The following is an 8,612-nucleotide window of genomic DNA, read 5'->3' as shown; positions in this document are numbered from 1 at the left end:
AGCTGGATAAGGCGTTTGGTGACGGGGCCAATGTCATTAAACAGCTGTACGGCAACACGGATGTGCTAAACAAGCATATCCATGCGCTGGGCAGCAATGACGGCCTGAAGCGCGCGCGCGACATGGCCGAGAAAATGATTGTGCCCTGGGACCGGCTGACCGCTATCTGGACGGCGATCCGCATTGCCATGGGGCGCACCCTGCTGCCGGTGTTATACCCGTTTATCAATAAAATGGCTGACGGCGGGCAAAAACTGGCCCGCTGGCTGACGCTGTTTCCCAATATTGCCCGTGTGGTGGGCTATGCCGTGCTGGCGTTTCTTAGCCTGGCCGGGGCCGGCGCGGTGGTGAATATCGCCATGGGTGCCAGCGCCTTTGTTATGGTGGGCCTGCAAGGATTGTGGGCAGGTCTGACGGCCCTCATGAAGATCCATGTGGCGGCCCTCTGGTTGTATCACAAGGCGGTGCTGGCCTGGGCGGCCGTGATGCGCATGATGCGCGGCGTGTTGCTGGCGGTGCGGATTGCCGCCGTACTGACCGGCATCGCCATGAATTTTATGTCCTGGCCTGTCCTGCTGATTGTGGGCGCGGTGGCGCTGCTGGTCGTGGGGTGCATTGCGCTGGTCAGATACTGGGATACGCTCAAGGCCGCCATGATGCAGACCACCGCCTTTAAACTGATTGCCGCCTACGTTAGCTGGCTGGCAAGCCTGTTTACACGCGCCTGGGAGGGGATAAGCGCAGGCTGGCAGGCGTTGTGCGCCTACTTTGCCGGCTTTTCCCTGAGCGACACCTTCGCGGGCATGATTGACGGCGTGAGCGAGCTGTTTACCGGTCTCTGGGCGTCGGTGAAAGCCACTTTCTCCCGCACCTGGAACACCATAGCGGAAACCCTCAATCATCTGCCCGGCGTTAACCTGTCCCTCTCCTCCCTGCCGGGGGATAACACCGCCGGCGTCACCCCGTCAGGCCCCGCGCCGACGCGCCCCGCGAGCGGTCCGCCACTTCTGACCGGCGGGCAGACCAAAGGACTCAGCCCCGGCGGCCTGAGCCGTGAGATCACCACCCATCAGCGCAGCGTCACGGATAACAGCCGCCACATTAATCAGGTGCATATCCACACCACGCAGGGCATGACGCCGGAGGGCTTACTGGAATGGCAGGAGATGCACGCATGAGCCGTTACCTGGATCTGCTGATCACCGACGGGGATTTCACCCTGAACAGCGGCCACGAGCCGCAACGCTGCAAAGAGCGGGTGAGCATTACCCAGGACTGCGCCCATGCCCTGCTGGAAAGCGGCCTGTTAACGCGCCTGGTGGCGGAGCGTAGCCCCACCCTGCGCGCGGATCTGCTGATGCAGATCACCCTGCTGCTGGAAGAGGACGAGCGCCTGATCCCCGGCACCGTGTTAGTCAGTGAAGAAACAGCGAAACGGCTGTGGGTGACAGCGCAAACCTATGATTTTGGTCGTATTGAGATGAGTCCCCGCTATGACGAACAAACCCGAGATTGATTACGAGCAGGCGCTAAAAGACAGCGGTATGCCGACCACTGAAGAGGCCATTCATCACGCGTTTGCCGAACAGGTGAGCGCCGCCGGGCTGGTGACCAATACCTCGCGCATGTCGCCGTTCTGGCGGCTTATTCAGGCGACGGTCACCACCCCGGTACTGTGGCTAAAAAATGCCCTGGTGTCGGTGGTGATGAAAAACATGTTTCTGGTGACCGCTGACGGGGCCTTTCTTGATGCGTTTGCCGCCGGCGTCAGCCTGTCCCGTAAACCCGCCACCGCCGCCCGTGGCGTGGTGCGGTTTTTCAAGGAAAACGCCGAAGCCGAGGTCACCGTTCCCGCCGGCACCGTTATCGAGACCGAACGCCTTAACGGCACGGTTTATCGCCTGATGACCGAGGCAGATCATACCCTTGGCGCAGGGGCGGAAAGCGCCCTGGTCAACGTCAGCGCCGGGCAGACCGGCGGCGGCAGCAATCTGGCGCCGGGGTATTACCGCATTTTACCCCACGCGGTACCGGGAATTGCCCAGGTCACCACGGAAGAGGGCTGGTTGTTGACGCCGGGGGCGGATGCGGAATCCGATGACGAGCTGCGCGAGCGCTGCCGCAACCAATATAACCTGGCCGGGAATTACCACACCGATGCGGTGTATCGCAGCATGATAGCCGCCGTGGCGGGGCTGAGCATTGACCGTATTTTCTTTGAGCACGATGCACCACGCGGGCCCGGCACCGCCAACGCGTATTTGTTGCTGGATTCCGGTGTGGCGTCAGAGCCGTTTATTCAGGCGGTCAATGCGTACATCACCACCCAGGGCCACCACGGCCACGGCGATGATATGCGCTGCTTTGCCCTGCCGGATACCCGGCACGACCTCACTGTTACGCTGTTTGTGAAGAACAAGACCAATTTTACCCCTGAGGCGCTGACCACGTTGACGACCGGCTGTGAAACCCTCATCCGCTGCGCGTTTCGTGAGAATGCAGCGTTTGAGGTGAAAAAGACCTGGCCTCATGCGCGCTTTTCGTTTTCCTCGCTGGCCCGCTCGCTGCATCAGACGTTTGGGGCGCTGGATTCGGTCGCGTTCTCGCTGTCCGATATTGTTAGCCAGCTTGACGTCCCGCGCCTGAAAACCCTGACGATTGAGGTGAAGGATGCCTGATTTTGACAAGCAACTGGACCAATTGCGTCTGCCGGTCTGGATGGACAAGGGCGAGCCTGCCCGCCTGTTACGCGCCTGTCATGCTTTTTGGCGGCAGGTGTATGGCTCCCTGACCTGGCCGTTGCGCCAGCTGAATGCCACCACCTGCGCGGAGTCACTGCTTAACGTGCTGGCCTGGCAGCGCGATATCAGCCGTTTTGACGGCGAGCCGCTGGCCCTGTTCCGTCTGCGTGTGCGCTACGCCTTTGTCAATGCTCGTGACGCCGGCTCGGTAGCGGGCTTTATCGCCATCTTTGCGCGTCTGGGTATCGGCTGTGTGGAAATCGTCGAGCGTCTGGACGGCCTGGATTGGGACGTGGTACGGGTGCGCCTCAGCGACGGCCAGCTAGCCGGCCATCCTGATTTGCTGCGCCAGATTATCCGGCAGTACGGGCGCACCTGCCGCCGTTACCAGTTTGAGGTGATAAACGGAACTGACCTGCATCTGCGCGCCGGTTGGGTCGGCGGTGATTACCAGTGCTACAGCGCCATGCTACCCCCATCGAGAGAGAAAACCTGATGTCACAAACGATTATCACTACAGCCTTTGAGCAATGGAAAGCCCGGGAAGCCGCCGAGGGAACGCCGGTGGTGCTGGATGAGTTTGTCTTTGCCCAGGTGCCGGGGCTGGATCCTGCCGCGCCCATCGACCGTAACGAAACCTTGCCCGCGGCCGAATACATCGTACACCGCCAGGCGGTGAACAAGACCGGCGTCGTCAATCAGCATGCGGTGGTGTATTCGGTGACGCTGGGAACGGAAGTCGGCGACTTTGATTTTAACTGGGTTGGCCTGGCGAACCGGGACAGCGGCACGTTGGCACTGATTGTGCATGCGCCGGTGCAGCGCAAGCGGGCCACCGCGAACGGCCAACAAGGTAATGCCATTACCCGCTCCTTTTTGATGGAGTATACCGGCGCGGCAATGGAAACCGGTATCACTACGCCCGCCGAAAGCTGGCAGACCGATTTTACCGCCCGGCTGTCCGGCCTGGATGAACGCCAGCGCCGGATTAACCTTGACCATTACGGTGCGGCCGCTTTCTTTGGTGACGGTTTTCGGGTCACGCGCAGCGGCCAGCGGTATACGGTCACCGCCGGTATTGGCTATATCGGCGGACTGCGCGCTGAACTGACGAAAAATCAGCCACTGACCATGCGGGCTGCACCGACCCACGTATGGGCAGATGTCAGCCTGCAAGGGAATGTGGTGAGCCGCTGGGAGACGGTTATCACCTTTTCTCTGGGCGAGGTCAAAACCGATTACGTGGATGAAAGCGGCTTTGCCCATTATGTGTTTGCCCTGGCGCGCATTGACGAGGACGGTACGGTAACCGACCTGCGCCCGTCCGGCTCACTGCCAGAGCAGGCGGCCAACAACGCCTATCTGCGCAAGGATGACAATCTGGCGGCGCTCACCGACAAGGCGAAGAGCCGGAAACATCTGGGGCTGGGGAAGCTGGCGACACAAGACCGCGAACAGCCGGCAACGCTGACCCAAGCGGGGATTAGTGCGCTGAGCAATGCCACCGACAGCGAGGACGACACCACAGCGGCGACGCCCCAAGCCATCAAAACGGTGCAGGATAATGCTAACCGCCGGCTGGAAAAGGCGCAAAATCTGGCTGACCTGCCAGACAAAGGCGCGGCCCGCAGTCATCTTGAGGTATACAGCCAAAGCCAGACGGACACGAAATTTCTGCCGAAAACCGGCGGCACCGTTAATGGCCCGCTGACGGTGGAAGGAAAGACCCAGTTTACCGGCGAACTTCATGCCAACCGTGGCGCGCTGTTTGGCGGCAATCTCGTCGTCTCATGGGGCGGTAGAACCGCGACTTTCCACGAAAATGGTGATGTGACCGCCCCTATTTGGAGCGGTGCTTTGAGCGCCTGGCTCCATAATCAACTTCGTCAGAGTGTTCCGTCTGGCATTCCCCTTCCCTGGCCAAAGCAGGATGTCCCTGCGGGTTGGTTGAAGTGTAATGGCGCGCCTTTTGATAAAGCCCTGTTTCCATTACTCGCACAAGCCTATCCCTCGGGTGCATTACCAGACCTGCGAGGAGAATTTATCCGTGGCTGGGATGATGGAAGAAGTGTTGATGCCGGGAGAGGGGTTTTATCCTGGCAGGAGGGGCAATCTCCTGTTTCGGGGCCACATGGCTACTGGAAAAATGATAACTGGAATAACGGCCAGCAACGAGCCACGGGATTTCAGTTTGCAACCGGTACGGATAACGGCGGCTGGCATCCCATTATTCAACAATATGAGCATCAAAGAGAAACTCGTCCCCGTAACGTCGCCTTTAATTACATTGTGAGAGCAGCATAATGCACAAATATTCCACTGACATTCCGACGGCCATACTGGATGATAACGGCTTGTGTCATACTCCCGGCTGGTTAACCGTGTACCATGCACATCCCATGACACGTGAATATATCAACGCCAGTTATGAATATCTCCCTGCGGGTGTGGGTCTGCCTGCGCACGGCTATGCGGATAAACCGACCTTGCCGAAAAACACCGAAGCACTATTGAGAGCCATCGAGGGCAATAAATGGGAATGCGTTCCCGATTATCGCGGTCAAACCTCATGGGATATCAACACGCATCAGGCATTCACGATTACCGAGCCGGGTAAACTTGCAAACCACTTAACGCTGATGGCTCCTGCATCGGAATATGATGTCTGGAATGGTCAGCGCTGGATAAAAGACGTTGCCGCAGAGCAGGCGGCAATACAAAACACGGCCCATGAGGAGAAGACGCGACGACTTGATGTCGCCGGGCAGAAAATAATCTCGCTGGAGCGTGCTATCAAGCTCAATATGGCGACGCAAGCTGAGGTTGATGCCTTAAACGCCTGGGAGACCTACAGCGTACTGCTAAACCGGGTGGATATCAGCACCGCGCCCGATATCGACTGGCCGGAGGCCCCGGCATGAGGTGGCGTAAGTCAACACTACGGTTGACAGAGAGTCTTCCGCCTTTGACCTGCACCGTCTTGCCAGTGCATCCCTGGACGCCGGGGGTGGGACGCACCGCCGCCTCGGGAAGCTACCTGAGTCCACAAAATGCCGTGCACTGGCTGGCGCAAAAGCTATCTGGCTCAGGGCGTAATCTGCGCGTGATGGTAATGATGCTCTGCGCCACCTCGCAGCCGGAATTTATGTCCCTGCTCGCCGCTTTCTCAGCGGTGTTACCCCTGCCAGTGCTGGGGCAAGTCTCGCGCATGGCGCAAACAGCGGCCACGCAGGCCATCACCCGGATGCAGCTTCCGCCTAAAGCCAGCGGCGGCTTACCTGCCCCGCTGCCGTTATCTGCCGGCACACTGCGTCTGGCGCAACGGGCAAAAATCATGGCAGAGGCAAAGGCGGAGGCAGCCAGCGGGGCCAGTGTGGCTCAACTACAGGCTCACTTAACCGCGCTGTCTGAGGCGCGCCAATCGGCCCACGATGCTATCGGTCAGGCTCTGGGAGACCTGAGCCAGAAAAGCGTCAACGCCTGGGTATTTACTGGCGAAGGACTGGCGGCCACCCTGGCGGCCAACATGCAAAAAGCGGTGCCGCAACCCGATGCGGTGATGACCCTGGCGACGCTGTTTGCCGGAGACGCGGTCTCTGCACTGGAGGCGATGGTCCATGACAATCATCACATTGGCCCTTGATGGCGAAGCGCTGCCGCTAAAAAGCCTGATGGTGACGCCCACCATGCAGTTTCAGGAAAAAGACCAGTCGGGGCAAACCTCCAGCACCGCCAACGCGGAGCAGGGCATCAAGCCTAAGGAGCTGCGCGTCTCTGGGGTTATCCCGTTTACGGAGTCCGAGGTGCTAACGCGCCTGTTTGCCCTGGCTGAAGCCACCGAGGGAGGCAGGCTGAAACGCTACCGCGTGGCGAATCATACTGCCCAGGCCATTAACTTTCGGCTGGCGACGTTTAGCGGCTCGATAGAGGCCCCGAAGCAGGACGGTAAACAAGCCTGGCTGGTGACATTCACGTTACGCGAACATCTGAGCGTGCCCGAGAAGAAAGACGCGCGCGAAGGCAGTCAAACCGCCGCCCAGAAACAGAGTCCGGGCAAGGGGCCAGCAAACGGCACGCCGGCGGCAGAGAGCGACGAACAATTAAGCTGGTTTGAACGCAAGGTGCTCAAACCCGTCAATGACGCGCTGGGGTAAGACTATGAAACCGATTAAACGACTGATGTTGTCAGGGGATACGGTACCGTTGGTTGACGTCAACCTGATATTGGAGATAAGCGCCAGCGGGCGAGGATTTATCACCGCCCAGACGGAAAAGGACTACAGCGGTAAGCTGGTTCGCCTGGATATCGGCTACCCTGAGCGGGTATTACGCTGGTTTACTGGCTTTGTTGAACGTGCGCAACCTGCCGGAAAAGGCTTCCAGCGCCTCTTTGTCCGCGAGATGAGCGGTATCTTTGACCGTCCCTGGCCCTGTTCATTTCAGCATCCGACCCTGCGCCAGATAGCCGAGTGGATACAGGCCCAAAGCGGCCTCACCGTGGTCCTGCCGACCGCGTCAACTGACACCGATACCCCCATACCCCATTTTACCCACAGCGGCAGCGGCTATCAGCTGCTGGCCGCCCTGGGGCCGGCATTTGGTATACAAGACTACCTTTGGCAACCGCTGCCGGACGGCGGGATTTACCTGGGCGGCGCTGCGCACGCCCTGTTTGCCGGCAAGCCGGTCTCTATCCCCCCGGAGTTCAGCCAGACACAGGCGGCAGGCAATACGCTAACGCTGCCCATGGTGCCCAGCCTGCGCCCCGGTGTGGTCGTCAACGGCAAGCCGCTGGTCACGGTACGCCTGGAGAATGACACCATGGCGCTGACCTGGCAGGCTGCCAACCCTCTGACGGGAAAAGCCACCACCAAATCGCCCGCACAGCGCCAGATTGATGCAGCCTACCCGGAATTGTCCGCCGGGCTGCATCTGCCGAAATTTGCGCGGGTCGAGGGGCCGAGTGAAGCGATCAGCCGGGGTGACCTGGCCGATCCGTTCCGCCCGCGTTACGCGGTGGATGTTCAATTACTGGATGCGGACGGCAACCCGGCAGCGAATACGCCAGTATATCCCGCCGTGCCGCTCCCCCTGCCGATGGCCGGCGCAGAGTCGGGGCTGTTCCATTTTCCGCCGCCGGGCACGCTCCTTGAAATCGGTTTTACCGAGGGTCGCCCGGATAAGCCCTTTGTGCGCCAAATCCTCGCCCACGGCCAGACCTTGCCCGATATCAAACCCGGCGAACAGCTTCAGCAACAACGCGCGGAAGTCTTTCAACGTGTCACCGTGGCGGGCGACTGGGAGCGTCAGACGGATCAGTCTATCCGCGAAAGCGCCCAGCACCGTGACATCACGGCGGATAGCGAAAACCGGACGCTGGTCACCCGCACCACCACGGTACAGGCCACGGACAAGACCACCGTACTGGGCAGCGCCCGTCTTCTGGCCGGCAGTATCCAGCAGATCGCCGAGGGCGATTACAGTGTGGCGACCCGCGCAAACTATGTCGCCAGCATCGGGCAACACGCGACAACGGACATCGGCGGCGACCTGATAGAGAAAATCGGCAACATCCGCCGTAGTCTGGCGACCGCGCGCCAGGAAGTGATCGCCCCCGTCGTCTGGGTGGGCAGTGAGCAGGTCAACGTGATGGCGCTGATGCTCGACACCCTGGACGTGCTGCAAACGCTGGCGCAGCAGACCGCCAGCCATACCCACAGCAACACCGGTGCGCCCCAGAACGCCGGAGAGATAGCGGCAACCGGAGCACAGTCTGACGCCTTACGCCGCCGGTACGCGCCCGTTATCGGCTGATCTCCCCGCACACCCCTGCCCGCATCACGCGGGCTTTTTTGTGGCTGCCGCTCACAG

The 8,612-nt window shown here is 60.2% G+C and carries 8 protein-coding genes and 1 pseudogene; all 9 read left to right on the top strand.

From position 1 onward, the window contains the following. A pseudogene (locus CINSTRO3249_RS17215) lies at positions 1–1,178 on the top strand (phage tail tape measure protein); the annotation flags it as partial. Then, positions 1,175–1,516: a DUF2590 family protein gene (locus CINSTRO3249_RS09855; RefSeq protein WP_074013156.1), complete on the top strand. Its 342-nt coding sequence runs from the start codon at positions 1,175–1,177 to the stop codon at positions 1,514–1,516. The pseudogene CINSTRO3249_RS17215 and the gene CINSTRO3249_RS09855, both read left to right, overlap by 4 nt. After that, positions 1,494–2,678: a baseplate J/gp47 family protein gene (locus CINSTRO3249_RS09850; protein WP_074013155.1), complete on the top strand. Its 1,185-nt coding sequence runs from the start codon at positions 1,494–1,496 to the stop codon at positions 2,676–2,678. Before CINSTRO3249_RS09855 ends, CINSTRO3249_RS09850 begins: the two co-directional genes overlap by 23 nt. Beyond that, positions 2,671–3,237, top strand: coding sequence for a phage tail protein (locus CINSTRO3249_RS09845; protein ID WP_074013154.1), 567 nt, complete (start codon positions 2,671–2,673; stop codon positions 3,235–3,237). Before CINSTRO3249_RS09850 ends, CINSTRO3249_RS09845 begins: the two co-directional genes overlap by 8 nt. Next, the gene (locus CINSTRO3249_RS17640; RefSeq protein ID WP_074013153.1) at positions 3,237–5,045 is read left to right on the top strand and encodes a phage tail-collar fiber domain-containing protein; all 1,809 of its coding nucleotides are present in this window, start codon (positions 3,237–3,239) and stop codon (positions 5,043–5,045) included. Before CINSTRO3249_RS09845 ends, CINSTRO3249_RS17640 begins: the two co-directional genes overlap by 1 nt. Further along, the gene (locus CINSTRO3249_RS09835) at positions 5,045–5,662 is read left to right on the top strand and encodes a tail fiber assembly protein (RefSeq protein ID WP_074013152.1); all 618 of its coding nucleotides are present in this window, start codon (positions 5,045–5,047) and stop codon (positions 5,660–5,662) included. The genes CINSTRO3249_RS17640 and CINSTRO3249_RS09835 overlap by 1 nt, the downstream gene beginning before the upstream one ends. A 23-nt stretch (positions 5,663–5,685) precedes the next feature. Further along, entirely contained in the window at positions 5,686–6,384 is a 699-nt protein-coding gene (locus tag CINSTRO3249_RS09830; RefSeq protein ID WP_254304341.1) for a hypothetical protein, read from the top strand. Next, positions 6,359–6,895 (top strand): baseplate complex protein, encoded by a 537-nt coding sequence (locus tag CINSTRO3249_RS09825; RefSeq protein ID WP_074013150.1) that lies wholly within the window; start codon positions 6,359–6,361, stop codon positions 6,893–6,895. The genes CINSTRO3249_RS09830 and CINSTRO3249_RS09825 overlap by 26 nt, the downstream gene beginning before the upstream one ends. A gap of 4 nt (positions 6,896–6,899) precedes the next feature. Next, positions 6,900–8,555: a hypothetical protein gene (locus CINSTRO3249_RS09820; protein ID WP_074013149.1), complete on the top strand. Its 1,656-nt coding sequence runs from the start codon at positions 6,900–6,902 to the stop codon at positions 8,553–8,555. Positions 8,556–8,612 lie beyond the last annotated feature (57 nt).

This window comes from Candidatus Sodalis sp. SoCistrobi (assembly GCF_900143145.1).
GTDB lineage: Bacteria > Pseudomonadota > Gammaproteobacteria > Enterobacterales > Enterobacteriaceae > SoCistrobi.
Note: the sequence above shows the minus strand (reverse complement) of the source record. Positions and strands in the feature narration are given on the sequence as shown.

Excerpts from the sequence above, each read along its gene's own strand:
- CINSTRO3249_RS09855 (WP_074013156.1), top strand. The coding sequence starts at position 1,175 with ATGAGCCGTTACCTGGATCTGCTGATCACCGACGGGGATTTCACCCTG.
- CINSTRO3249_RS09845 (WP_074013154.1), top strand. The coding sequence starts at position 2,671 with ATGCCTGATTTTGACAAGCAACTGGACCAATTGCGTCTGCCGGTCTGG.
- CINSTRO3249_RS09850 (WP_074013155.1), top strand. The coding sequence starts at position 1,494 with ATGACGAACAAACCCGAGATTGATTACGAGCAGGCGCTAAAAGACAGC.
- CINSTRO3249_RS09820 (WP_074013149.1), top strand. The coding sequence starts at position 6,900 with ATGAAACCGATTAAACGACTGATGTTGTCAGGGGATACGGTACCGTTG.
- CINSTRO3249_RS09835 (WP_074013152.1), top strand. The coding sequence starts at position 5,045 with ATGCACAAATATTCCACTGACATTCCGACGGCCATACTGGATGATAAC.
- CINSTRO3249_RS09825 (WP_074013150.1), top strand. The coding sequence starts at position 6,359 with ATGACAATCATCACATTGGCCCTTGATGGCGAAGCGCTGCCGCTAAAA.
- CINSTRO3249_RS17640 (WP_074013153.1), top strand. The coding sequence starts at position 3,237 with ATGTCACAAACGATTATCACTACAGCCTTTGAGCAATGGAAAGCCCGG.